The organism is Rhizobium sp. WYCCWR 11128, from assembly GCF_013416305.1.
Lineage (GTDB): Bacteria > Pseudomonadota > Alphaproteobacteria > Rhizobiales > Rhizobiaceae > Rhizobium > Rhizobium indicum.
On record NZ_JACCEZ010000009.1, the window covers coordinates 25392 to 49310 of the forward strand.

22 protein-coding genes and 1 pseudogene are annotated in these 23919 nt (G+C 61.5%); 11 read left to right on the forward strand and 12 right to left on the reverse strand.

What is annotated here, in order from left to right; genetic code table 11:
* Positions 1-255: 255 nt before the first annotated feature.
* The 3 genes from HX898_RS24220 to HX898_RS24230 all read right to left on the reverse strand — a co-directional run bounded on the left by HX898_RS24220 (position 256) and on the right by HX898_RS24230 (position 4543).
* Positions 256-1524, reverse strand: coding sequence for an ATP-binding domain-containing protein (locus HX898_RS24220; protein ID WP_180195980.1), 1269 nt, complete (start codon positions 1522-1524; stop codon positions 256-258).
* Positions 1521-3335, reverse strand: a complete 1815-nt coding sequence (locus tag HX898_RS24225) for an AAA family ATPase (protein WP_180195981.1) — start codon at positions 3333-3335, stop codon at positions 1521-1523. The genes HX898_RS24220 and HX898_RS24225 overlap by 4 nt, the downstream gene beginning before the upstream one ends.
* A gap of 308 nt (positions 3336-3643) precedes the next feature.
* A complete protein-coding gene (locus tag HX898_RS24230) occupies positions 3644-4543 on the reverse strand; it encodes an AraC family transcriptional regulator (protein WP_180195982.1) in 900 nt (299 codons plus the stop codon).
* 237 nt (positions 4544-4780) lie between these two features.
* Between HX898_RS24230 and HX898_RS24235 the strand changes: the two genes are divergently transcribed.
* The 8 genes from HX898_RS24235 to HX898_RS24270 all read left to right on the forward strand — a co-directional run bounded on the left by HX898_RS24235 (position 4781) and on the right by HX898_RS24270 (position 13339).
* Complete coding sequence (locus tag HX898_RS24235; RefSeq protein ID WP_180195983.1) at positions 4781-6244, forward strand: aldehyde dehydrogenase; 1464 nt, start codon at positions 4781-4783, stop codon at positions 6242-6244.
* 68 nt (positions 6245-6312) lie between these two features.
* On the forward strand, positions 6313-7632 hold the full coding sequence (locus tag HX898_RS24240) for an ABC transporter substrate-binding protein (protein ID WP_180195984.1): 1320 nt from the start codon (positions 6313-6315) through the stop codon (positions 7630-7632).
* A 4-nt stretch (positions 7633-7636) separates the two neighbouring features.
* Positions 7637-8392: an ABC transporter ATP-binding protein gene (locus HX898_RS24245; protein ID WP_180195985.1), complete on the forward strand. Its 756-nt coding sequence runs from the start codon at positions 7637-7639 to the stop codon at positions 8390-8392.
* Positions 8389-9117, forward strand: a complete 729-nt coding sequence (locus HX898_RS24250) for an ABC transporter ATP-binding protein (RefSeq protein ID WP_180195986.1) — start codon at positions 8389-8391, stop codon at positions 9115-9117. The genes HX898_RS24245 and HX898_RS24250 overlap by 4 nt, the downstream gene beginning before the upstream one ends.
* Positions 9114-10022, forward strand: a complete 909-nt coding sequence (locus HX898_RS24255; RefSeq protein WP_180195987.1) for a branched-chain amino acid ABC transporter permease — start codon at positions 9114-9116, stop codon at positions 10020-10022. The genes HX898_RS24250 and HX898_RS24255 overlap by 4 nt, the downstream gene beginning before the upstream one ends.
* Positions 10019-11044 carry a branched-chain amino acid ABC transporter permease gene (locus HX898_RS24260; RefSeq protein WP_180195988.1) on the forward strand — a complete coding sequence of 342 codons (1026 nt, stop codon included), beginning with the start codon at positions 10019-10021 and terminating at the stop codon, positions 11042-11044. Before HX898_RS24255 ends, HX898_RS24260 begins: the two co-directional genes overlap by 4 nt.
* Before the next feature lie 40 nt (positions 11045-11084).
* Complete coding sequence (locus HX898_RS24265; protein WP_180195989.1) at positions 11085-11870, forward strand: coniferyl-alcohol dehydrogenase; 786 nt, start codon at positions 11085-11087, stop codon at positions 11868-11870.
* A 23-nt stretch (positions 11871-11893) separates the two neighbouring features.
* Positions 11894-13339 (forward strand): aldehyde dehydrogenase, encoded by a 1446-nt coding sequence (locus HX898_RS24270; protein WP_180195990.1) that lies wholly within the window; start codon positions 11894-11896, stop codon positions 13337-13339.
* Between the two features lie 55 nt (positions 13340-13394).
* Here the strand turns inward: HX898_RS24270 and HX898_RS24275 are convergent, their stop codons facing one another.
* Positions 13395-14573: a hypothetical protein gene (locus HX898_RS24275; RefSeq protein ID WP_180195991.1), complete on the reverse strand. Its 1179-nt coding sequence runs from the start codon at positions 14571-14573 to the stop codon at positions 13395-13397.
* A gap of 263 nt (positions 14574-14836) precedes the next feature.
* Here HX898_RS24275 and HX898_RS24280 point away from each other — a divergent pair, with 263 nt between their 5' ends.
* Positions 14837-15058, forward strand: coding sequence for a type II toxin-antitoxin system ParD family antitoxin (locus HX898_RS24280; RefSeq protein WP_348649480.1), 222 nt, complete (start codon positions 14837-14839; stop codon positions 15056-15058).
* A gap of 53 nt (positions 15059-15111) precedes the next feature.
* Complete coding sequence (locus HX898_RS33055) at positions 15112-15360, forward strand: hypothetical protein (RefSeq protein ID WP_348649481.1); 249 nt, start codon at positions 15112-15114, stop codon at positions 15358-15360.
* Here HX898_RS33055 and HX898_RS24290 read toward each other — a convergent pair.
* The 8 genes and pseudogenes from HX898_RS24290 to HX898_RS24320 form a co-directional block, all read right to left on the reverse strand.
* The gene (locus HX898_RS24290; protein ID WP_180195992.1) at positions 15357-16427 is read right to left on the reverse strand and encodes a lipocalin-like domain-containing protein; all 1071 of its coding nucleotides are present in this window, start codon (positions 16425-16427) and stop codon (positions 15357-15359) included. The two genes, HX898_RS33055 and HX898_RS24290, sit on opposite strands and share 4 nt — an antisense overlap.
* Positions 16417-18819, reverse strand: a complete 2403-nt coding sequence (locus HX898_RS24295; protein ID WP_180195993.1) for an FtsX-like permease family protein — start codon at positions 18817-18819, stop codon at positions 16417-16419. The genes HX898_RS24290 and HX898_RS24295 overlap by 11 nt, the downstream gene beginning before the upstream one ends.
* Positions 18816-19475 (reverse strand): ABC transporter ATP-binding protein, encoded by a 660-nt coding sequence (locus HX898_RS24300; protein WP_180195994.1) that lies wholly within the window; start codon positions 19473-19475, stop codon positions 18816-18818. Before HX898_RS24300 ends, HX898_RS24295 begins: the two co-directional genes overlap by 4 nt.
* Before the next feature lie 164 nt (positions 19476-19639).
* Positions 19640-19930 carry a hypothetical protein gene (locus HX898_RS24305; protein ID WP_138334890.1) on the reverse strand — a complete coding sequence of 97 codons (291 nt, stop codon included), beginning with the start codon at positions 19928-19930 and terminating at the stop codon, positions 19640-19642.
* Complete coding sequence (locus HX898_RS24310) at positions 19931-20086, reverse strand: hypothetical protein (RefSeq protein ID WP_173863028.1); 156 nt, start codon at positions 20084-20086, stop codon at positions 19931-19933.
* A gap of 536 nt (positions 20087-20622) precedes the next feature.
* Positions 20623-20718, reverse strand: a pseudogene (locus tag HX898_RS33325) (LysR family transcriptional regulator); the annotation flags it as partial.
* An 80-nt stretch (positions 20719-20798) separates the two neighbouring features.
* A complete protein-coding gene (locus HX898_RS24315; protein WP_180195995.1) occupies positions 20799-21683 on the reverse strand; it encodes a DUF72 domain-containing protein in 885 nt (294 codons plus the stop codon).
* Positions 21684-22289: 606 nt separating this feature from the next.
* Positions 22290-22562 (reverse strand): DUF982 domain-containing protein, encoded by a 273-nt coding sequence (locus HX898_RS24320; RefSeq protein WP_246697981.1) that lies wholly within the window; start codon positions 22560-22562, stop codon positions 22290-22292.
* Positions 22563-23011: 449 nt separating this feature from the next.
* Between HX898_RS24320 and HX898_RS24325 the strand changes: the two genes are divergently transcribed.
* Positions 23012-23908: a vWA domain-containing protein gene (locus tag HX898_RS24325; protein WP_180195996.1), complete on the forward strand. Its 897-nt coding sequence runs from the start codon at positions 23012-23014 to the stop codon at positions 23906-23908.
* The last annotated feature ends 11 nt before the right edge of the window (positions 23909-23919 follow it).

Sequence of the window (23919 nt, forward strand, 5' to 3'; positions counted from 1 at the left end):
GAAACCAGTTTGCGATCCAAATGTCGGTTAACAGCTGAAGCGGCCCGGTAGCTCTCAGGATGATAACGCGACAACCTGCTGTTTTAGCGGGCTTGTGTCGGCCATTTATCGGGCCGATCTCGAGGAAAATGGCGTCCGTGTCCTTAATGATGCGGTCAACGACGCACTTGCACCTCGACACGATCAAGCCGAAGGCGCGGGATTCTAAATGACGGAGTGTCGCGGCTATACTGCCGCGCCCCCGCTTTAGCAAATCTATACGAACGGCACCGCGGCGAGGATGTTCTGGCCCTGGACGATGATGTTGCACCAGCGCCTGGCCCGCGTCACGGCATTGTAGAGCAGCCGGCGCTTGTGCTCGACATCACCGCCGACCTGATACGGCCATATGATGACAACGCCGTCGAACTCGCGGTTCTTGGCCTGTTGCACCGTCATTGCGGTGAAGGGATGCGCAGTGCCACCGCCATACTGCCTGTGCAACGCCACGTTTCGAGCGATCACGGCCTCGATCTCCGCACGGGTAAATTCCGTCCGCCCGACGGCATGGATTTGATTCTCCACCCACAGGATTGCAGCGCGCACGGGCCCCGACGGTGGCAGCGAGCGCAGCGCAACGCATGTCCCCACGGCGGTCGCGTTGGCAGCGAGTACAAGCCCGCCGAGGATGACCTGCGTCTCGTCTCGATCCGTACCCTCCCAATGGATCGAATACGGTCCATTTTGCTGCTGTCCACAGGGGCCTTGCCCGACACGCGCTACTACAGACTGCACAAATCCGCCTTGCAGCGCAGGCGTGATTACTGCGACGTTGCCCCCTTGGCGCCACGCGATGGCGTTGGCGAGCAAAGTCGCGGCCAGAGGAACGCTTAGGCCCGGCTGCAAAATGCGGAAGCCCTGTCCATTCACCGGCGCCTGGCCGTTCCGGATCGCCGTCGCGGCCGCCAGGAGGCCCCCAATATTCGTCCGACGCACCTGGACCAGCGTTTCGGGCTCTGCCGCACCCTGTAGCCAGGTCACCAGAGGATTCGGACGCAGCGCCTGGTCGAGGCATTGAAACTCATCTGCAGCGATCAATGCTTGGGTCGCGCCGGAAAGTGCGACCAACATCCGCAGTCGCTGCGGTCTCAGGTCCTGTCCCTCATCCACCAGCACGATCGGAAAGCTCGCGGCCGTCCACGCCCGGACCTGCGGCTGCTCAAGAAGCAGTCCGGCAGCATCGCAGACCGCATCGAACTCGCCTTCCGTGGCAGGCGCGATTCCGAGGACCGTTGCAAGGCCGCGCCAGCGCCGGTAGATGCGCCATGCGAAGGCGTCGACCGTGCGGCATTCCACCCGCCTCAAGAGGCCGGCAACGGTCCGAAGCCGATCCGACAAGCGGCGCCTCGCTCCATGCATGAAGGTCAGCGCAAGGACGCGCTGCCCCTCGATCAAAGGATAGGCAGCGAGCGTCTCAGCGAGCATCTCCATGAGACGATACGTCTTTCCGCATCCGGCAGCTCCCTCGACCGCCCGAACGTTCATGGTTGAAACACCCTGATCGTCGGATTAGCCGCATCTGCAGCAAACAGCGGGTTGATCTCTCCCTTCACGACATCCGTGATCGCGTTGAGCAGCGACCGCGCTCGCGCGCAGCAGGCTTCACTGGCGCCGATCGCGCCCGCGATGATCTCGTAGGCGGACGTGTCCTTCTTCAGCCCCCCGGCGGCGCGATTATCGCTCTTCAGGCGCGCGACCAGTTCTGCCACTGTGGTTGCCGGTTGGTCGATCTGGATCGCCGGAAGACAGGCATTCGCATCCGCATCGATGATCCAGCCAATGGTGTCCTCAAGCATCTCGCCATTCGCCCACCGAAGGATCACGCCCGAGTTCGGAGATCCGGCCGCCACAAGCGCCCCGGCGTATCCGACGCCCTCCGCATCCCCATCGACCATTGCTACGATGCGCGGGTGCAACGGTGCCATGGCCTCAACCGTCCTGACGACCGCACCATCATGCGTTGGGATCACGCCGACAAAAGCATCGAACCGGCACTCTTCGGCCGCCGCCCAGCTTTGATGCAGATCAACGGCACGAACCAGCAGCCCGAGCCACTCGTAGTCTGTGCGGCCTTCAGGGACCAAGACAAACTCATGCATGACGGCGGCGATCGTTTCAACGCGGTTGACCTGAAACAGCTTCCGGACGCTGTTCGGCGTCTCAGCAGGCAGCGTGGACGTCAGCAAAGGAACTGCTGTCAGAACGCCGCCGTCATTACGGAGAACCGCGACGCCCTTTGGGTCTGCGAGCGCCGCCACCATCGGTGAGTGCGTCGAAACGAACGTCTGTCGGGAAAGAGCCTGGATTCTATGAACCAGTCGGCGTTGTAGGGCCGGTGGTACGTGAAGCTCTGGCTCCTCAAGGGCCATCCAAAAGCCTTCATGGGCCCCAGCGCGCATCCGGCCGAACTGCAATAGCAGAAGCAGATGCTGGAGCGAAAGAAGGCCGCTCCCATGTCGCCTCGCCGGCAAGGGAAGACCGCCTCCCTGGTAAGCATAGTGCGAGACGACGGATTCAAGCAGACCGTCGCTGTCGGTAGCGGTCACGCGCAAATGGAGCGTGGGCGCCGTCCGGAAAAATCCGCGCAGTTCCTGATTCAGGCGGCTGACGATCGGCGCCAGGCGCTCGTCCTCCTCGAGTCGGGCTTCCGGGGCGCGCAATCTGTCCCGCTCGCTAAGGACGGACTCTGAGGGCTGGCCTTCGCCAGCCGCGATGACCCTACGAAACAACTCCGATCCGAACGACACCGTTCGGTCCCATGTACGAGCGGCCGGCACGAGGAAGAACCCGATGTCGCGGATCAGACGAGCGGAAAAGGCGGTGGCGCTCTCATCGGCAAAGACATCGCCCACCGCATCGTCATCATGGAAGTACCGGAGCGTTTCCACCTCAAGTGACGGCCTGTGAAATCGAGCGGCGAAAGCGACCTGGCAAGCGAGCTTCCACGATTGGTCTGCGCGCGTGGGCATCACCGCGCCATCGACCGGATTCCACCATTTGACGATCCCCCGATCGTCTCGAAACCAGTCCATATGCTGAGCCGGATCGTCGTCATCAAAGCCGATCACCGTCGCGACAAGGCGAATGCGATCCGCTGGCTGGGGATTGCTGCCGTAGAAGTCATGCTCGGTCAGTTGGCGGACCATTCGGTCACGCCCGAACAGGAGAGCTAATGCTTCGACGACCGTGGTCTTCCCGCAGTTATTTGAACCAACGAGGACGGTATGAGGTGAAAAGCGGACGACGCCTTCACGGATACCGCGAAAATTCTCGATCTCTAGTTTTGCGATTTGCACGAGTCTTCCCCCACATGCCTATAAAATATTTCCATGCTGTGCGATAGGCTTAGACGTGCATGCACCTGCCCTTAATGAGGAATAGCATATGACCGTCGAACGGACGCCGGTGTTCGTCCTCCCAAACGTGCCGCTCGACCAGGCGGTCGAATGCGGGATCGCGGCGATAGCGCCAGCTCACGACCTCGCGTCGGAGCCCTGAGGCGTGCCCCCGCGCGCAATAACCGCTATGGCGCATTGCACTGCTACGCCAGCTTGGGATTCCATGTCAGCATGGCAATTCCAGCTCTGACCAAAGAGCCCCGAATCTAAGGCCAATCGGCATAGCCCGAGGACAGCATGCTGTTTTCCGAGCCGGCCGAAGCGCGGGCGATTTCGCGGTAGCCGGCGGGGGAAAGGCCGGTCTTGCGCTTGAAGAAATGGCTGAAATAGGTCGGGTCGCGAAAGCCGAGGCTGTCGGAGATTTCCTGGATATTGCGGGCCGACCGCTCCAATCTGAGCTTTGCCTCCTGCACCACGCGCTCGTGCAGGAGCTGGATCGGCGAGCGGCCGAGCGCCCTTTGACAGGTGGAATGCAGCCGGTCGGCGGTGACGCCCAGTTCTGCGGCATAATCGCTGATCGGCCGGTGCTGGCGGAAACCGGCCTCGACCAGTTGCCGATATCTCTGCAGGATCGATCCCACTTCGCCCTGCCCGCGCTGTTCGCTTCTCTCGCCATCGGAGCCGCGCCACAGCGCCATCAGGATGAGCCTGATATAGGCGGATGCGACCATCCAGGAGGAGCGGGAGGGATCGCCCAGCTCCCGCACGAAGCCCGAAATCAGCGGGCTGATTTCAGTGACCGTCAAGGGATCCAATGCCTCGACCAGCTTGCGCTGTTCGGTGAAGATGCGCAGCGAATAGGATTCCACCTTGTCGCCGATCGCATCGACCATGATCTGCGGCGAAGCGCCGACCAGATGAGCCGCGGTTCCGGCTGATATCGACAGGTCGCATCGCGCCTGCGGCGGCAGGAAGGCAAGCAGCGGTCCGTGCAGCGGCCGATGTTCGCCATTGTCGAAGTGAAGTTCCCCATGCCCCTCGCCGAGCAGAAGGAAATGATGGAAATCGGCATAGAGACCTTTTTGAAAACGGATGCGCCGGTGCGACAGCGACGGAGCGTGCCACTCGCCCCTGGCATAATGATGAATCCCTCCGTCCGTTGCCAAGCTTCTCCTCCCATTCCTGCGCCAAACAATGGGGCAATCGCCGGATAAATACAATATTAACCCAATAAATCGCATTCCATCCGCGCCAGATCGGCGTAACCTTTTCTCCATCAGCCTTTGGGAGGAGGCACTTCAACAGATGCAGCAACGGTCAGGCAGCCCTCGTGGCGCCGCGTCCGCTCGTTTTCTCCCATGGCAACAATGCAAGCGTCATCACGTGGAACCAACACGTGGGGAATGGGTGGAACGGTGTTTTCGGAAAAGCTGATGATCAACAACGAGGCGATGGATGCTTCCGAAGGGGCCACCTTCGAACGCATCGATCCGTTGACCGGCGACGTCGCAACGATCGCCTCGGCAGGATCCGTTGTCGACATGACGCGGGCAGCCAATGCGGCAGCAGCCGCCTTTCCGGAATGGTCGCAGACCGGCCCGGGCGAACGGCGCAGACTTCTGAATGCCGCAGCCGACATCCTGGAGGCCCGCACATCCGAACTCGTTGCCGCCATGACCGGCGAAACCGGCGCCACCGCGCAATGGGCGGCGATCAATTGCGGGCTCGGCGCGGATATTCTTCGCGAGGCGGCGGCGATGACCACGCAGATATCCGGCGAGCTCATTCCTTCCGGCATTCCGGGAAGCCTCGCCATGGCGGTGCGCCAACCGGCAGGCGTCTGCGTCGGCATTGCCCCCTGGAATGCGCCTGTTATCCTCGGCACCCGCGCCGTCGCCATGCCGCTTGCCTGCGGAAATACGGTCATCCTGAAGGCTTCCGAACTCTGCCCGAAGACCCATGGCCTGATCGGCGACATCCTGCGGGACGCCGGCTTTCCGCGCGGCGTCGTCAATGTCGTTTCCAATGCGCCGAGCGATGCCGCCGCCGTCGTCGATGCGCTGATCGCCCATCCCGCCGTGCGCCGCATCAACTTCACCGGCTCCACCCGTGTCGGCAGGATCATTGCCGAATCCGCGGCAAGGCATCTCAAGCGCTGCCTGCTCGAACTCGGCGGCAAGGCGCCGTTCATCGTCCTTGCCGATGCCGATATCGACGAGGCCGTGCGTGCTGCCGCCTTCGGCGCCTTCATGAACCAGGGACAGATCTGCATGTCGACCGAGCGGATCATCCTGATGGACGAGATCGCCGACGGCTTCGTCGGCAAATTCCGGACGAAGGCGGCAACCCTCGTCGCCGGCAATCCCAAGGACGGCAACACGCCGCTCGGCACGCTGATCAACACTGAGGCCATCAGGCGCGTCAGGTCGCTCGTCGATGATGCCCTGCAAAAGGGCGCGGTGCTCGTCTGCGGCGGCCAGGCCAACGGCACGCTGATGGACGCGACCGTTATCGATCACGTGACGCCTGCCATGCGTATCTACCGCGAGGAAAGCTTTGGACCGGTCGCGGCGATCATCCGGGTCGGCAGCGTCGATGAGGCCGTGACGGTTGCCAACGACAACGAATACGGGCTATCGGCCGCCGTTTTCAGCGCCGACGTCAATGCCGCACTTGCCGTCGCCATGCGGCTTGAATCCGGCATCTGCCACATCAACGAAGCCACCGTTTCCGACGAGCCGCAAATGCCGTTCGGCGGCGTCAAATCAAGCGGCTACGGCCGCTTCGGCGGCAAGGCGGCGATCGATGAATTCACCGAGCTCAGATGGATCACCATGGCCTCGGGAAAACGGCACTACCCGATCTGAATTGAGATCGGCGGGATGAACACTGGGAACGGGCTGGGAGGCCCGCATCAAGAGGGAGGAATGAATTCATGAACGGCATTTTCCGCAACGGTAAATTCAACGCAGCGTCGCTGAGCCGCCGGTCCTTCATCGCATCGACCGTGGCGGGTGGTGCGGCGCTTGCGCTTTCCGGCCGCACCGCCTTCGCTGAGAGCGGCGATACGCTAAAGGTCGGCTTCATCAGCCCGCGCACCGGCCCTCTCGGCGGCTTCGGCGAGACGGACGGCTATGTGCTGGAACTGGCGCGCAAGGCGCTAGCGAACGGCCTGCAGGCGGGCGGCAAGACCTGGAAGGTTGATATTCTCGACCAGGACACCCAGTCCGATCCCTCGCGCGCCGGCCAGCTGGCGAAGGACCTGATCAACAACCAGGCGATCGACCTGATGCTCGCCGTCTCGACACCCGAAACCATCAATCCGGTGGCCGACGCCTGCGAAGCGGCCGGCATTCCGTGCCTATCGACGGTCATGCCCTGGGAAGCCTGGTATTTCGGCCGCGGCGCCAAGCCGGGCGCACCCTCGCCGTTCAAGTGGACCTATCATTTCGGCTTCGGCGTCGAAGAGTTCCACAAGGCCTATGTTTCGCAGTGGAACCTGATTGAGACCAACAAGAAGGTCGGCGTCATGTATCCCAACGACGCCGACGGCAATGCGATCCGCGCCCATCTGGCGCCGGCGCTCGCCAAGGAGGGATTCACCATCGTCGACCCCGGCGCCTATGAAACCGGAACCACCGACTTTACCGCGCAGATCGCTCTTTTCAGGCAGGAGGGCGTGGAGATCTTCAATTCGTTCCCGATACCGCCTGATTTTGCCGCCTTCTGGCGTCAGGCCGCACAGCAGGGCCTCACCCAGCAGATCAAGATCTGCCAGATCGCCAAGACGGGCCTGTTTCCGTCCGACATCGAGGCGCTCGGCGATCTCGGCCTGAACATCGGCAGCGCCGCCTACTGGCACAAGGCCTTCCCCTACAAATCCACGCTGACCGGCGTGTCCGGAACCGAACTCGCCGACGGCTATGAAACGGCCAGCGGCAAGCAATGGACGCAGCAGCTCGGCGCCAGCCTTGCGCTTCTCGACGCCGGCTTCGATGCGCTGAAGGCCAGCGCCGACGTCAAGAGCAAGGAGGCCGTCGCCAAGGCAATCAGCACACTGAAGACCACCACGATCGCCGGTAAGGTCGACTTCACCAGCGGCCCCGTCGCCAACGTCTCTCCCGGACCGATCATCGGCACGCAATGGGTGAAAGCGCCGGAGGGCTCGAAATTCGCGCTCGACTACGTCGTCACCGAAAACGCCACCGACCCCAATGTCCCGGTCGGCGCCAAGCTCACCGCTTACAATGGATAACCAAGTGCAGCGACAGGAAGCGCAAAGACGGCCGGGAGGAGCCTTTCTCTCGGCCAAGGGGATCCACAAGCGGTTCGGCGCGCTGGTGGTGCTGGAGAATCTGGATTTTTCCATGGGCGATGGCGAGGCGATCGGCATTGTCGGGCCGAACGGCGCGGGCAAGACGACCCTGCTCAGCGTGCTTGCCGGCGCCTTTCCGCCGAATGCGGGAAGCATCACCTTCGACGGCGTCGACGTCACGCGCCGGACGGCGGCGGAACGCTGCCGCTCCGGGCTCGTCCGGACCCATCAGATTCCCAAACCCTTCGGCGGCATGACAACCTTCGAAAATGTCTTCGTCGCCGCATCGCACGGCAATGCCGCAAGCCGCGATGAAGCCTATGAGCGCGTGGTGGATTCGCTTTCGCTCTGCGGCATGCTTGGCGTGGCCAACCGCTCCGCCGATACGCTCGGCCTGCTGGACCGCAAACGCCTGGAGCTTGCCCGAGCGCTTGCCACGCAGCCGAGACTGATGCTGCTCGACGAGATCGGCGGCGGCCTGACCGATGGCGAGGCGAGCGAGTTGGTGGAGACCATCCTGGAACTGCGCCGCCGCGGCATCGGCATCGTCTGGATCGAGCATATCGTTCATATCCTGCTGCAGGTGGCGGAGCGGCTGATCTGCATGGACGCCGGCAGGATCATCGCCGATGGCGAACCGAAAATGGTCATGAGCAATGCGGAGGTGGTCAAGGCCTATCTCGGAGGGACACCCGCATGAGCCTTCTCTCCATCCGTGACCTCGACGTCCGCCACGGCCTGCTGCAAGCGGTGCGCGGGGTCAGTTTCGATCTTGCCAGGGGTGAGGTGCTGGCGCTGGTCGGCGCAAATGGCGCCGGCAAGACGACGCTGCTCAGATCGATCGCCGGCGCCCATCTGCCATCCTCCGGCCGCGTCCTTCTTAACGACGAAGATCTGGCCGCCGTGCCCTCCCATAAGCGGATCGCCAAGGGCATCGCCCTGGTGCCGGAAGGCCGGCGCCTGTTTTCACAGATGACGGTGGAAGAGAACCTGCTTCTCGGAAAGAGCTCCGGCCGCAAGGGCGAGTGGAGTATCGATCGCGTCCTCGACGCTTTTCCAAACCTGAAACCCCGCCGTCACGCCAAGACCGGACACCTCTCGGGCGGGGAACAGCAGGCGACCGCCATCGGCCGGGCGCTGATGAGCAATCCCGACATTCTTCTCCTGGACGAGGTTTCGCTCGGGCTTTCGCCTCTGGTCGTCGATCGCGTCTACGCCCAGTTGCAGGCGCTGCTCACCTCGGGAACGACCATCGTGCTCGTCGAGCAGGATCTTGCCCGCGCCATGAGCGTCGCAAGCCGTGTCATCTGCATGCTGGAAGGACGCATCGTCCTCGACCGGCCGGCGGCGGCCGTCACGCGCGAACATGTCACCCAAGCCTATTTCGGATTGCACCGGGCAGCCGGCGAAAGGAGCGCATCGTGATCAACACCCTGCTCCAGGGCATTCTGCTCGGCGGTTACTACGCCGTCATCGCCTGCGGCCTGTCCTTCATGTTCTCCGTCATGCGGATCATCAATCTCGCGCATGGCAGTCTGGCGGTCGCCGCCGCTTACGGACTGTGGCTGCTGGCCGCCAAAGCCGGCATTCCGCCTTTCGCCGGCCTGCTGATCGTGCTGCCGGTCATGGCCGCCGTCGGCTGGCTGCTGCAGCGCTTCATTCTGGAACGCAGCGCCCGCGGCGGCACGCTGCTGCCCATTCTCACGACTTTCGGCCTGTCGATCGTCATCGACAACCTGCTGTTCGAGCAGTTCGGCGCCGACACCCGCTCGCTCGCGCCCTTCATCGGCAACCTGTCCTATGCATCCTGGCAACTGCCGGGCCACATCTTCGTCGGCAAGCTTGCCGTCCTGATGATGGTGACGGCAGTCCTTATTCTCGGCGGGCTGCAGTTCTTCCTGAGCCGCTTTGCCCTTGGTCGCGCGATCCGCGCCACGGCCGAAGATCCCGATACGGCAGGATTGGTCGGCATCGATGCCCGCAGGGTCAACGCCGTCGCTACCGCGATCACCATGGTCACGGTCGGCATCGCCGGCGCCTTTCTCGGGATGCGGGCAACCTTCAGCGCCTATTCCGGCGGCCCACAGCTTCTCTTCGCCTTCGAGGCGGCCGTCATCGGCGGCGCGGGATCGTTATGGGGCACACTTGCCGGCGGCATCGTTCTCGGCCTTGCCCAATCGCTCGGCGCGCAATTGCATCCGCAAGGCTTCCTGATCGGCGGCCATGCCGTGTTCTTGCTGGTGCTTTTCATTCGGCTGTCCCGGTTCGGCATGCCGGTTCTCGACAAACTTGGCGCCTCCCTGCGCGCCCGTCTCCGGAGCCCGACATGACCGTTCTCTCCAACGGAATATCGATAGAGCGTTGGACGAAGTCGTCGCGGGTGGCGCTTGGCTGCATGGCCGCGGTGCTTGCCCTGCTGATGTTTGCCCCAGCCGTCCTCGGCGCCGGCGCGATCGACCGGATGACGGCCCTGTTCATCTACGTGATCCTTGCCGCCATGTGGAATGCGCTTGCCGGTTTCGGCGGGCTCGTTTCGGTCGGCCAGCAGGTGTTCTTCGGCCTCGGCGCCTATTTCACCATCCGGCTTGCGGATGCGGGGCTCAATCCCTTCGTCGCGCTCTTTGCCGCCGCGATCTTGACCGGCGTCCTGTCGATCCCGCTTTCGCTGTTCATGCTGCGCCTGAAGGGCGGCGAGTTCGCGATCGGCATGTGGGTCGTCGCCACACTCGCCCACCTGCTCGTCAACCTCGACGGGCTGATCCAGGGAGAAACGGGAACCTCGCTGATCTCGCTCAACGTCTATGACAGCGGCACGCGGCGAGCGACGATCTACTGGCTCGCCTTGACGGCCATGGCCGCCCTGCTCGGCGCTCTCTTCATGCTGATGCGCAGCCGCGCGGGTGCCGCCATGCAGGCAATCCGCGACAATGAGGAGGCGGCGACCTCGGTCGGCGTGCGCGTGATCGCCACCAAGCGGCTGCTCTTCGTGCTTGCCGCCTTCGGCATCGCGGTCGCCGGAGGCCTGTGGCTGGCGACTGCCACGACCTTCCAGCCGAAGACCTATTTCAGCGTCCAGTGGACGGCCTACATGATCTTCATGGTGCTGGTCGGCGGGATCGGCAAGTTCGAAGGCGCGATCCTCGGCGCCATCCTGTTCTTCGTGATCGAGACCGTCTTCGGCGGAGCCGGCGTCTGGTACCTGATCGGCCTCGGCGCCACCGCCGTGATCTTCTCGCTCTACCTGCCGCGCGGCCTTTGGGGCGAAATCGAGCGCCGCTTCGATTTTCAACTTCTGCCGGTCGGCTACCGGCTGAAATTGCCCGGTCCGCATAAAATCAAATGGGAAGAATGAGCCGGCTTACATCCGGATTCTGTTGCGAAAGGTGACGTTCATGCTTTTTGGTAAAACAATCCTGGTGACCGGCGTGGCTTCCGGCATCGGCGCCCGCACGGCGGAACTGGCCGGCCAGATGGGTGCCGAGGTCATCGGCGTCGATGTGCGCGAGCCGGTGGGAGGAAGTGCCGCCTTCATCAAGGGCGATCTGTCCACGGCATCAGGCGTTGCCGAGATCGTCGCGCAGCTTCCGGTGCGCCTCGACGCGCTCGCCAATGTCGCCGGCCTTTCCGGCAGCACCGGTGTCGTCTCGACGCTCGCCGTCAATTTCTACGGGCTTCGCGCCCTGTCCGAAGCCGTGGCGCCCCGCCTACGCGAAGGCGGCGCCATCGTCAACGTCGCCTCGATCGCCGGCTACGGCTGGCGCGCCAATCTCGAGCGGGCAAAATCCTTGACCGCCATCGAAGGCTTTCCCGAAGTGGCGGCGGTTGTCGCCGAACACGGTCTCAAGGACGAGGAAGCCTACCCGCTCTCCAAGGAACTGCTGCTGCTCTGGACCATGCGTGCCGCCCACCAGCCATTGTTCAAAAACCGCGGTATCCGGGTCAATGCGGTCAGCCCCGGGCCGGTGGAAACGCCGATCCTCAAGCAGTTCCGCGCCGTGCTCGGCGACGCCAGGGTCGACAGCGACATCACCCGCGTCGGCCGCGCCGGCACTTCCGCCGATATTGCGCCTGCCGTGCTCTTCCTCTGCTCGGATGGCGCACGCTGGATCAACGGCACCAATCTTGCCGTCGACGGCGGCCTCGAAGCTTCCATCAACGCCGAAGTCCTCGGCTTCTAGTTCTTGTCCCAAGGAGACCTCCGATGAATATTTCCCTCCTCATAAACGGCGCAGACCGCGCGGCCTCCGGCGGCCGGACCTATGATCGCATCGATCCCTTCACCGAGAAGCTTGCAAGCCGCGCCGCCGCGGCAAGCCTGGACGACGTTGCCGCAGCCGTTAGTGCCGCCTCCGCTGCTTTCGGCGCCTGGTCGAAGACCGGCCCCGGCCAGCGCCGCGCGATCCTGATGAAGGCTGCCGATATCATGGATTCCAAAGTCGGCGAGTTTACCCGGCTGATGATCGAGGAGACCGGCGCCACCGCGCCCTGGGCCGGCTTCAATGTCATGCTCGCCGCCAACATCCTGCGCGAGGCCGGCGCCATGACGACGCAGATATCAGGCGAAATCATCCCTTCCGACAAAACCGGCACACTCGCCATGGGTGTTCGCCAGGCCGCGGGCGTCTGCCTGGCGATCGCTCCCTGGAACGCGCCCGTCATCCTCGCCACCCGCGCCATCGCCATGCCGATTGCTTGCGGCAATACCGTCGTCCTCAAGGCATCCGAACAATGCCCCGGCACCCACCGGCTGATTGCCACAGTGCTGACCGAAGCGGGCCTGCCGGCTGGCGTCATCAACGTCCTCACCAATGCACCGGAGGATGCGCCTGAGATCGTCACCGCGCTGATTGCCCATCCGGCCGTCAAGCGCGTGAACTTCACCGGGTCGACCAAGGTCGGCAAGATCATCGCAGAGACCTGCGGCAGGCATCTCAAGCCCGCCCTTCTTGAACTCGGCGGCAAAGCGCCGCTCGTTGTCCTCGACGACGCCGATATTGACGGCGCCGTCAATGCCGCTATTTTCGGGGCCTTCATGCATCAGGGGCAGATCTGCATGTCGACGGAGCGGATCATCGTCGACGAGACGATCGCCGATCAGTTCGTCGCCAAACTGGCCGCCCGCGCCAGCCAGCTTCCGGCCGGCGACCCGCGTGGCCACGTTGTCCTCGGCTCGCTGATCAGCCTCGACGCCGCGAAGAAAATGGAGGAGTTGATCGCCGATGCGACGACCAAGGGGGCAAAACTCGTGGCCGGCGGCAAGCGCTCCGGCACCGTGGTCGAGGCGACGCTGCTCGATCACGTCACGCCCGAGATGCGTGTCTACTCGGAAGAATCCTTCGGCCCGGTCAAACCGATCATTCGCGTCTCCGGCGAGGAAGAAGCCATCCGCATCGCCAACGACAGCGAATACGGCCTGTCCTCCGCCATCTTCAGCCGCAATGTCCAGCGGGCAATGGCGGTTGCGGCGCGGATCGAATCCGGCATCTGTCACATCAATGGCCCGACCGTGCACGACGAGGCGCAAATGCCCTTCGGCGGCGTCAAGGGCAGCGGCTATGGCCGCTTCGGCGGCAAGGCGGCGATTGCCGAATTCACCGATCTGCGCTGGATCACGGTCGAGGATTCCGCCCAGCACTATCCCTTCTGAGCAGGTTTTACAGTCATCACCGTGCCACGACGCCATTGCGGTCGTGGCACGGCTTTCAGCTCTCCAGCCATTGGGCGATGAGCTTGGCTGCCGCCCGCTTGCGGCCCACACGAATGTCGGCGGCGCCGGTGTCGAAATCCAGGCCGTTTTTCTCGCGCACCTGTCTCAACCATGTCGGAAAGGCATGAAGATTTCCGCACCCAAGAACGGGAAGGCCGAGATCGTTCCGGTAGCTCTTTTTCTCGCTTTCCGAGAACTCTCCGCGCTCGATGGTGCGCGCGTTCAGCTCCCACTGCCAGTCCGGATTCGGCCGGATCTGCAATCGCACGACGTTCCTGGCAATCAACGCATGGCCTTCGGTGCCACGCAGCGGGACCGCAATATGGATTTCCCAGTCCTCGTCATCGCCAAATGGCAGGCCCAGCTTTTGCGCAAGGGCGACGGATTCGGTGGCATTGCGGCGCCCAAGCTCAATGTCCTTGAGCTGCCGCGCCAGCAAGCGGAAACGCTCTTCATCCGGCTCGATATCCGGCAGAACTGTCTCGATATAGCGGTGCAACATCGCCAGTTGCTCGACGCGCCGCATCAGATCGTATTTGCCTTCGATCATGTCGGCAACAAGCTCGGCGCGGGTCGCCTTGTTGAGCAGGCAGATGAACACCATGCCCCAGAAGCTGAGATTGGTGACGTCGTAGAGGTCTTCGCCATAACGTCGGTCGTGGCGATAACCCAGGTGCTGGAAAACCTCGAGAATGCGCACCGCCTGATCGGCAAAGGGAACAAACTTTGCCTTTTTGTCGCGCTGGGCGGGCATCGTCGTATAATTGCCGACCTGCGCGATGAGCTTGAGCCGTGCCTTCAGCGCCTTGGCCGAAATCGTCTCGCCGCTGGGCAGGGCGCCGGTATCGTCGAAACCGAACACGAACAGCAGCTTCTGCCGCCGCGACATCGAGATGACGCCGCCAAAATCGAGAAACGGCAGCATCCGCCGGTAGGCCTCGAGCAGCAGCGGCATTTCCCTGTCTCCGACGGAGGGTGCGCCGCCAGCAACGCGCATGAAATGGAAATAGAAATCGATTTGCTCGCTCGAATCGAGCAGCCCGGGAACTTTGGTCGCCAGAGGCCCGATCCGATAATGGTTGGCCGGCCAGAATTTTCCCTGGCGCCGGTCGGCGAAGGCTTCGTTCTCGTCGGCGATGAATGTCCGCAGCAGCGTAGCGTCGGTGTCGGTCACGGTGTGTCCCTATCGATCAGACGGTCATGTCCGATCGTACGGACAGCCTCGAGATGTCCAAAGGGTCCTCGGCCACCCAAAACTTTTAGAGAAGTGGCTCATGTTGATTGAAACCTCACGCCGTGGCCTATAAATGCGCAACAGAATCGCAAAAGCGCTATCACTACGGGTATTTTTATAGCTTGTCTTTCTTTTTTGTTACAACATAATGTTGAGGGCGCGGAGAATCTCGCGCCGAAGCGCATATTTGCCAGGGACGGCACGTGATCGTGGCCCACCTGAAGCAGTTCGTCGACCAGCAGGTCGCCGGGCGAGGTTATGGTACCGGCAGCGAATACGTCCGCGAGTTGATCCGTCACGACAAAGATCGGCAGCATTTGCGTACTCTCCTGCTTGAGGGTGCTTCATCCGAGACGACCGAGCCGGTTGATGCCGCCTATTTCGATAACCTGCGAACCCGTGCCTCGCGGCAAAGCTCTAGGTGACCGCAAAGTCTATAGTTCCCCGCGAGTCGGCCCGCGGGGATGTCGAGAATGCCGTGGACTATTATGCTCGCGAGGCCGGCGCTCAAGTCGCGATTAGCTTCGTTGATGCGCTGCAGTCGACATTTGGTTTGATCGCAAGGCATCCTGCATCGGGTTCATTGCGCTACGAATGCAGGACGTCTGCAACCACCCCGTGGAGGCCGCCATTGCCGTTCGGACTTCTTCGATGTTGCCATACGGCCTGGCTGGTTCGCACCGTTCGACGGAGGAGCTGTTACCTACATGTGAGACGTAGCAGCTAATAGCCGGTCATTTCAAGATATCCGACACCTGACGCCGAGCCTGTGAAGTTAATCGGCCCCTCCCAATAAGGCATAGAGGTCGCCATCCAGGACTGCTCGTTCAGCGGCTTCGTCCTAATATCAAGTGACTTACCCGGCACGCGTATACGCCACTCTACCGGCATCCGGCGCCCATCGACCGTTGCCTCCCGCGTCGGCTCCAGGTGAACGTCGTCTTTCGACAAAGGCGTCGTCCGTCCGTCCGCGGATATCCAGTTCGCGGAGATGAACCCGTCCTCGTCATCACGAAGCCGAAAAGCCATCAGCTTATCGCCGGAATTCAGATGCAGTGAGAACCAGTCCCAGCCCGTCTGATTGGACGCAAGCGGCTGCGACGACCACTCCCGATCCAGCCAGGCTTTGCCGGTGACCTTGATCGGCGCTCCGAACGTCGTGATCGTTCCCGCCACCTCAAAGAAAGGCTGTGAGTAATAGTAGCTCGCCTGTCCGTTCGCCGACTTCACGGAGAAACCGTTGTCTCCCTGAAGAACGAGCGGGCCGTCGGCCTTGAGGTCCAGGGTGTAGCTGAAGTCCGGCCCGCCGGCGGAGACTGAAAGATTGCCAAAGGAGTCCGAGCCGGTTCGCTCGCTACCCTCCATCCGCCAGTCGTCTATCCAAGCCCGAAATGGTGCCGCGGCAACGCCCGCCTGCCCGACGCCTCCCCGCCCCAAGCGCTCTGCGACATACTGATGGTCCTGAGTGGTGATCGCTGCGTGCCCGATCCAGATCTGCGGATCCGCGAAACCTGCCTTGTCTCCCCGAGCCAGCGCAGAGCGAAAGAGCGTCCACTGCGCTCCATATTGCTTGCCATCCCCATCTTTAAGATTGGCGGTCACATACCACCACTCAATGCGATAATCAGGATGAGCGCCGTGATCGGCGGGGAAAGAAAGAACAGAGCCCCGCGCAGGGATCGCAAAACCTTGCGCATCCGATCCCAATCCGGCGAAGCCTTGCGCAAATGTCTGACCGCTTACGCAGATCATAGCCGCCGCTATCAGGACAGAGACCGACTTTCTACCGTTCATTGGCGAAAACCCTCAGCAGGTCCGCAGGATTGATCGAGGCCAAACGCCGAACCGGCACCAGCACCGACAGCAATGCAGCGACGAGAGCAATTGCACCCAGCCAAAGCCAATCCGTTGGAAACACCATCATTGGCAATCGCCAACCAAAGGCCTCCACGTTCACGATCGCAAGGAGGACCCATGCCAGGGCAAGACCGACGGGGATCGCAGCCACAAATGTTGCCAGCCAGAGTGCAAGTGTCCGGGCAACTTCATAGAGCGCCAGATCCCGTCGCCGCACACCCATTGCCCACACCGGAGCGAGCTGAGGAAGCCGAATTCCAGATAGCGTCAGGAGACTTGAGAACATCGCAAATCCTGCCACCGCAAGGGTGAGGACGTTCAACGCGCCCGTCACCTTGAATGTCTGATCGAAGATGGCTCTCGATTGCCGCTTAAGCGAAGCCTGGTCAACGATCGCGCTATCTGGCAGACCAAACTCCTCGACCAACTGGCGCTTGAGATCCTGGGCTCGCTCGGGAGTCACTCGGACACCGTAGCGAAGTTTCGAGACATCGGGGTAGTGGTCGACCAGGGTATTGATCCCGACGATCACTTGTCCATTCGGGTTCCCATAGTCCGAGTACACGCCGACCACGGTTGCGCTCCAGCCTCCAGGCATGAACAACGGCTGGCCGATCTTTGCTTCGCCGCGACGCCACATCTGTTCATTGATGAGAGCACCCTGCCCGGCGGCGATCTTATCCCAAACGTCATTGTCGGAAGCGATCAAGGGCCAGTGCTCCCGGTAGGTCGAATCGTCCGCGACACCAAAGATCTGGATCTGTTCACCAAGCACCTCGCCGTCGACACTCCAGATGGGCAAGAGCGCTCTCGAGCGTTGCGGAAGCCAGGCCCTAAGCCGTGCAGCTTCCGCCTCATCCTTGGCAGTAACGTAAAGCTCGGCGGCCAGGCGTTGATCGAGCCATCCGATGAACGTCAGCCGGAAACTGGATACCATCGTGCCAACGCCGATGTTCGCCGACAATGCCAGGAGCAGCGCCATCAAAGCCAGCGACAGGCCGGGAAGCTGTATGCGGGTGTCGGCCCAGAACCATTCCATGAGGGCGCTCCGTGCCAATTGCTGCGCTTTGGTCAGGATGACGGCAAGAAGTCCAGGCAGCATCAGAACTGTTCCAAGAAGCAGGCAGCCAAGTACCGCAAAACCCGCCGCCAGCCCGGACGCAGTAGTCGCCAGGATAGCCGCCAAGATCAGCAGAATTCCACCCGTTCCGGCTTGAAAGGCAAGCGATCTGGCTGACTCTCTTGCCCACGCTCGCGGCTGGGCGGCGTCCAAAATCGGCAGCTTCCAGACCCGCCACAGGCTCTGAGCTGACGAGACAGCGGTTCCTCCAAGAGCAATCGCCAGTCCAGCCAGCCACCACTCCGGCCGCATGGATAGCGAGCCTGACACATTGGCGCCGTAGAGGCCCCTGAGGGTCGCGGCGACACCCGGCATCAGGAGCCATGCAATGACGTAGCCGAGTATGACGCCGATCAAGCCGGATATCAGCGCCAGCATCGAAAGCTCGATCAGGAGCATAGTGGTCAATGCTCGAAGCGAGATACCAAGCGATCTGAGTGTACGAAAAGTGCCTCGACGCTGTTCGAAGGTCAGGCCCGTGGCCGAATACACGATGAAGAGCCCGACGATGAACGAAAGGAAGCCGAAGGCGGTCAAGTTGAGGTGGAAGCTATCTGTGAGGCGAGCGACGTCCGGTTGTTCAGCCGGTTCGCGGATCGTCAATCCCGCCTGATCGATTGCTTCGGCGGAAATCTTTTGATCGGCTGCGACCACCAGGCGGTCAATCTTCCCGTGCCTGTCGAGCAATCGATCAGCGACCGATATGTCGACGAAGGCAGCACCGTCGGGTACATTGCCAGCTATCTTGACGGTCATATCCGTGCTGCCGCGTAGACGCTCGGCAGTCGCGCTCGACACGAGCAACTGTCCGCGGGCTGAAAAGAAGCCGGATAGGTCTGGACTGCTGGCGACGGTCTCGTTCAGAGTGTCCCTTGGCATCGTCAGAGGTTCGATACCAACCAATCTGACCCTTGTGCTTCCGAAGCGGTAGTTGCCCTCGATCACGGGCGAAACATTCAGACCCGCTCGACGCAGGCTGCCATAGACCTCAGTCGCTATGCCGTCACCGTCCTTGGCGACGATCTGCCGGAGGTTGCCTTGCTCCAGAACCGAAGCCGCCCGGGCATAGTTCGCCCTCGCCTCGGCGTTAATAGCCTGAACGCCGGACCAGAGAGCCGTCGCAAGCGCAATCCCCATGACCAGCGTCAGAAGCTGGAGAGGTCTCCGACGCCAGTGTGACAGCAGGGCTGCAAATGCAACGAAATTCATTCGGCAATCTTCCCACCGCGGAGGACCACCGTTCGGTCCAGACGAGCTGCTAGCCTCATCGAGTGAGTGACGAGAAGCAGAGCTGATCCCACTGTTCGGGCCAGGCTGAGCATCAGATTGAGGACCGCATCGCCTGTCTGCTCATCCAGGTTGCCCGTTGGCTCGTCGGCAAGGATGAGAGGAGGTCGGGCCGCCAAGGTTCGCCCGATTGCAACGCGCTGCTGTTGCCCTCCGGAAAGCTGCTCGGGATATCGGGCAGTGTGTTCGCGCAGCCCCAACTTCTCGATCAACTGCTTTTCCCAAGCGTGATCGTACCGGTTTGCAAGCTTGGCGTGGAACGAGATGTTGGCTGCGACGCTCAGTGATGGGATGAGGTTAAACTGTTGAAAGATCAGGCCGACCCTCGTTCTCCGGTATCGGGCTCGTTCGTTTTCTGCAAATAGCGCCAGATCGCTGCCATCCATCACGACCGAGCCGCTATCGGCACGGTCGAGCCCGCCTGCCAGATGCAGCAATGTGCTTTTGCCGCTACCGGATTCTCCGGTTAGCGCAACACTTTCGCCCCCAGCGACTTCCAGGTCGATGCCCTTCAGGATCTCGATTGGTCCCTCGGCGGTGGAATAAGATTTTCTGACATCTGAGAGGGCAAGGATCATGTCGGTCCCTCGAGCACGGGCCTTGCAAAATGCAAGGACCCTTTGGTGACCTAGGAACTTTCGAGAGGGATCGCAAGATCCGTGCAACAGCGCAGACAAATCTCTTAAGCGGTCCTAACAACAAACGGTGCGGCCCTTTCATCGCCGGCGTCGGATCCGCCATATTAGTGTAGCGTCGGCCCGACCGGGTATTCGGGGTAACGGCAATGGAACGTCGTGATGAGGTTGACTGCGCGGGCTGCCACATCCTGCGTGAGCGTGATGTCGGTCGTCGCAAGATCGCCTGCTACCGACAGCAAAGCGGTGCCCACCGATCTCATCACCATTTCGAGGGCATCGTCACCTTGCTCGGCGGCCCACCTGGCATTCCGCTCAAGCGTGACAGCGAGCCGCTCGAGGATCGCTTGTCGCTCCGCCGCGGGGAGTTCATAAAAAAATGGGCCAACGACTGACATCTACCACCCCTCCTCAGCGCTTTGCATGATGGTCGCCGCAGTCGCCTCCGCCGCGCACAGAGACCGCCCGGCACCGGGCGACCTCTCGATGCGGCTCTTCGTGGTGTGGCGCAGGTAGCGTTTGCCGCTACGGGTATCGATAGAATTTCGTTTCAACGAAGTTGTCTCCTTTGATTGGAAAGGTGAAACGTTCGAGCTTCCGGAATCGTTGCGTACGGTCGCAGACGTTGCCTCTTTAGGCTGTTCTGGGTACGCGCGGAGACAGTCCTTCGTGTTCCATCGGCCGGCCGCATGAGAGAAGGAGCTTGCGCGCTCCGCGCCACCGGCTCAACCGCTCCGCGCGTCCCGATTGAAGATAAGGCTGAGGATGATGGCGGCGAGGAACTTGAGATCGGCTTTTTCGAACGCCAAGTTCAATTAGAAGAGTCCCTTCATGAACCGCGCAGATTCTTCCTTCGGGCCGAGGGCAAGCCTCTTCAAACAATGAACATACCAGGCGAAGGCGCGTCCGCGCCGGCGCCAGTTCGCGCACAGCTTGACCGGTTAAAAGGGCAGCCGCAGGAGGGTTAGCAAAGCGCCGCTCGGAACGAGCGGAACCCGGGACCGACTGCCCCCGGCAAGCTGTTCCGCATGAGGCGGCGCCCGCGCTGCCCCTCACCTCACCCTGCCCGGCCGCGGTCCCCCTCCTCGCCTCACCTGCCTGTTCGCGCCAATGACCGTGCGATATCGATCATGTCGTCGCGCGAGGCGGTCGTATGCTCCTTGTTCCAGGTGACCAGCCCGATCCTCAGTAGGGTCTGTTCCCTTGTCTATGGTCGATTAGAAGCCGGTGCGGCCAAGCAGACCGCCTGATCCTGGCGGCTGCGCCCTACGTGGCTGGTATCTTCATTAGCTCCGACAACCGGCTGGCATTCTTGATCGAATGTCCGTCGCGATCGTTGTTGAAGTAGACCCACACGGTCTTCGCCGAGCTTTGCCGAATGCGCTCGACCCACACGAGCAGTTCCGCATCGCTGTAATCGTGGCGATACCATTGCCTAGTCCCGTGGAACCGAACGTAAATGTCATCGGCAGTCCGAACAAGCTCATCCGGCAACCGGGGGCCGCTGCAAGAGCAGAAGATCGCCCCAGCGGCTGTAAAGGCTTCGAAGACCTCGTCAGTCCACCAACTCTTGTGGCGAAATTCGACAACGTTCCTGTGGCGCGGGTCGAGCTGCGATAAAATGGATTGCAGCATTTCCGAAGTGTAGTGCACGCTCGGCGGCAGCTGGAAGAGAAAGCAGCCCATCTGCGGGCCGAGAAGGCCGGCGATATAGCCGAAATCCTCGATCAGACTTTTCGTGTCCTCGAACCGCTTGATATGGGTTATCAGCTCGCAGACCTTGATCGTATAGACGAAGCCTGGGTCTGCCTGGCGGATCCAGGTCTTCACCGCTCCGATTGTCGGCCACGAATAAAATGGAGCGTTGAGCTCTACCGTTTCGAAGTGATCCTGATAGATTCGGAAATATTGGTTCGACGGGATATCCGCAGGATAGAACTGCCCCTTCCAATGCCAATAGTACCAACCCGAACACCCGATATGGATGCGGCCAGCCAGTCGATCCTCGGTCGGGTTGTTGGCCTGCGAGTCGCCAATCCGGACCTGATGCATTTTGGCGGACCGATCGACATTGGCATCGCGCTGCCTTTGCCGGCGTTCAGCGCGGCGTGCCCGGCGGGCTGCGATTTCTTCGGCATTGCGCTCCGCCAATCGGTTCCCTCCGTCCCGCCGTCAACTTTACCTGCAACGTCACACATGTTGCCCTGGTTTACTGTTCGGCGATCACCATGTTGACATGGCCAAGGTGGGTCTCGAGGCTCGGAAGTGTCTCCTTGGCGAAGCCGACCTGCGAAATCTCTCCCTTCAGTTCGGCTGCAAACTGTCAGGGCTGCTGTTTGTTCCACCATAGCAGCGGTCAGCAAAGCCATAATAACCAGGGCGCGAAATCTATGTCATCGACGTCGACGGGCCGCGAGGACAATTCACGTGGCACCCAAGGCGGTTCGCATGACCAGCACGTGAAGGCTGGCAGCAAAGCCATAAGAATAGCCACTGAGGCTAAACATCATTCTGGGCTGGCCCGCGCACCGGCGCAGGCTTTTCATTTGGGCGCAACTGCGTAAGGGCGAGGCGATGGAGTTCTACGATCGGCACCCCCCGCTTTCATACTATAACAGTGGGTATCTGGGTTTAAGCTCCTCCTTCGTTCCGACAGGGCCACGCGTTATCGCAAGACAAAGCTCTTGTTCAAGTTCAGCGCTCTTGTGGGACTTCGAGATCAAAATCGAGTGCTTAGCCAACTCGTGAGTGCAATTGTTACGCGATTTCTAAGCGCGGAGGATACCAGCTTCGATCGCCGCTTCCTGAAAGGCACGCGCTGCCGCGGCATGCTCCGCTTCTCCGCTTCTCCGCTTCTCCGCTGAGCGACTTCATGCAGGCGCGTTTTGCAATGGCGAACGACGTCCCGCCTTTTTCGGGCCAGCAGGTCATGAGGGTCTCAAGGGCCTCGCGGCTGTTTTGGACGCTTTTGAAGTGATCGCCGCCCGCGACGGCGATCTCGATAGGTGTTTGCCACATTTCCGTCGGCATCGATGCCTCCTGCCCATGAATCTGATGTACAAATGCCCCAGTGCGAACGGCGTTCCAACGCTAGGACCTTGGTCCGATAGGTGCAGTTGATCAATGCGGGTCATGATCGAGCGGGATTATCAAGATGAAGCGCGCATCCCCTCGATAGCGGATATGCCGACCACGCCCACCGGTGCCGAACTTTTGCAACAACACCGGGTGAAGGAGGGGCGGAAATATCCGCTGCGACCATTCAGGTCGCATAGCGAAGCGAGAGATCGGTTCCCTATCCCAGATAACTGCAGCGAGACCTCCTTTCGATCTTTGAAAAAATTCGACCTTAGATAACACCGCCGAGACCGATTGTTCTCGGATCCGACGACAGTAGGAACTTTCATGTCGCCGCCGTGTTGTCGTAACGGCGCTGGCAGATCTGCCGCGTAACGATACCTAACCATGGGAGCTGACCGATGAGTGATACGGAGCAACCGGACCAGCAGACGCCTCCTACCCCGGGGAGCCCGGCTCCCGCCGCGACACCAACCTCAACCGGGCCGATCTCGTCCACACCGGATGAGCCGGCGGTAGAAGCGTCGGCAGACAGCGCGCCAGCGCTATCAGCCGACAGCCAGACCCTGCAGGAGCGTCCAAAAACCAAAGGCGTGGCCGATATTGTCTTCCTCGTCGACGTTAGCGGCAGCATGGACCCCTGCATCGACGCGCTGCGGAGAAATATCGAAGCCTTTATCGACTCCTTAAGCCACGGTGACCCGAACAACGCCGCCCCTGTCAAAGATTGGCGCGGGAAGGTTGTCGGCTACCGTGACATTGAGGCCGCCCAAGCCGAAGGCCTGCCATGGATCGTCGACAATGACTTCGTGCGCGATGCCAGCGCGCTCAAGGCGCAGCTTGGCACGCTACAGGCAAACGGCGGTGGGGACGAGCCGGAGTCGCTTCTCGATGCTCTTTATAAGCTTGCCTCTATGGAGGCTGTGCCGAAGGGTTCGCAGACAGAGGATCCGGCGAAATGGCGCTATAGAAGCGATGCGGCGCGTGTTGTCATCGTCTTCACCGATGCTTCATTCAAGGAGACCATGAGCATTGCGGAGGCAAAGGGCGGCTCGTTGCAGGACGTAGCTAACCTTATCATGGCCAACCGAATTATTCTCAGCCTCTTTGCCCCGAATTTCGAGGGCTACGATCGGCTGAGCCAGATCGACAAGTCGGAATGGGAAGTGGTGGAATACGAAGGGCTGAACCCGCAGGAGGCGCTCCAGAAATTTACCTCCGACCCGGTTAACTTCCGTAACACCCTGAAGCAGCTGGCCGCCAGTGTATCCCGGTCGGCAGCGACCGTAGCGCTTTAGCCCGGCTGACC